Origin of the sequence: Streptomyces sp. NPDC015131, assembly GCF_043079975.1 — a bacterium.
In the GTDB taxonomy this organism is placed as follows: domain Bacteria; phylum Actinomycetota; class Actinomycetes; order Streptomycetales; family Streptomycetaceae; genus Streptomyces.
The window spans coordinates 1-1,289 of record NZ_JBIBVB010000019.1; the positions used below are offsets into that span (position 1 = coordinate 1).

Consider the following 1,289-nt stretch of genomic DNA (forward strand, 5'->3'; position numbering starts at 1 on the left):
GCCCGGTCGACAGTTTCCGGTGGGCGGCCCTCGCGATAGACCAGCCGCTTCCACCCGCCACCGATGAGATCGTGGTCGACCTGACGAGCATCGAGCCAGCTCGCGGACAGTTTCGACTTCGCCGACATCAACTCGGCGAGGGTCTTCATCGCCGCCAGCACCGCCGCACCGTCCGCGGTGGCCCCGAACACCACGGTGCGCATCATCGGTGGCAGGAACACCCGGACCGTGGCCAGGCGCCCCGCCAACTCTTCCAGGCGCTGCTCGTTCAACTCGACGTCATCCACCGGAACCAGCTCGTCGATCACCGCGACAGCGGCACGGAGCTCGCTCTTGGTCGCGGTGTTCTCGATCAGATCCCACATCATCTCCAAGCTCAGGTCCGGTTCGACCTCGGTCATCTCCAACAGCACCTTCACCGCCGCGGCGAGCTTGCCCGCATGACGCGACACCCGCGGATACCGGCGCAACTTCTCCTCACGCGATTCCCGCTCGGCCTTCGACATCAGATCCGTGACCATCAACAGGTCGAACAACTCCAGCACGTCATCGGTCGCTCGGCCCGACAGCACTTTCACCGTGGCCACCATCACCGCCACCCGATGCTGGCGGGGCTCGAGGCGCCGCAACGCAGGAGCCTTGCTCGACAATCCATAGGTGGCCAGACCAATCACCCGGCGCTGCGGAACCATCGACACATCCAGGGACTGCCCTCCCACCGCGATAAGCTCGGCGAGGCGGTCCAATGCCGCCAGCATCCCTTTGGAACTGGTCCGGAACACGCCCCGGCGAAGCCGTTCCAGCTCGCTGACACGGCGCTTGCCCTCGGGCGCGGTCAGCAACGCCAGCAGCGCTGAAGCCGAACCGGCGGTCAGTTGATCGGTCAGCTGACCCCACAACCGCTGATCAGCGGCCTGGCGACCCTCGGTGACCAAACGTTCCAACGTGCGCAGACCCGGCAGCAACGCCTGGCGTTTACGTAGCCAGTCGACCGCGCCGGCGAACATCGCTTTCGGTCCGTCGCCGGTCACCCACGCCTGGTCGGAGACCCACGCCGCCAACTCCGACTCGACCTCGCTGTACGAGGTCAACCCGTACTCGCGCTGGATCTCCCAGGCATGTTCGAGTTTGGTCTTGTCCCGCTCGGTGTACTGCTTCACACACGAGGAATCCTCGATACCCAACTGCTCGGCGAGATATTCGACCAGCTCCGGGGGCACGTCGAGCGGATCGGCCAGGAACATCCCGAGCTGCCGGACCGTCACGACCTGAAGCGCGAACCCTAACCG

1 protein-coding gene is annotated in these 1,289 nt (G+C 65.5%); it reads right to left on the bottom strand.

What is annotated here, in order from left to right:
- On the bottom strand, positions 1 to 1,289 hold a 1,289-nt coding region (locus ACF08D_RS31285; protein WP_392227582.1), incomplete at both ends, for a DUF4158 domain-containing protein.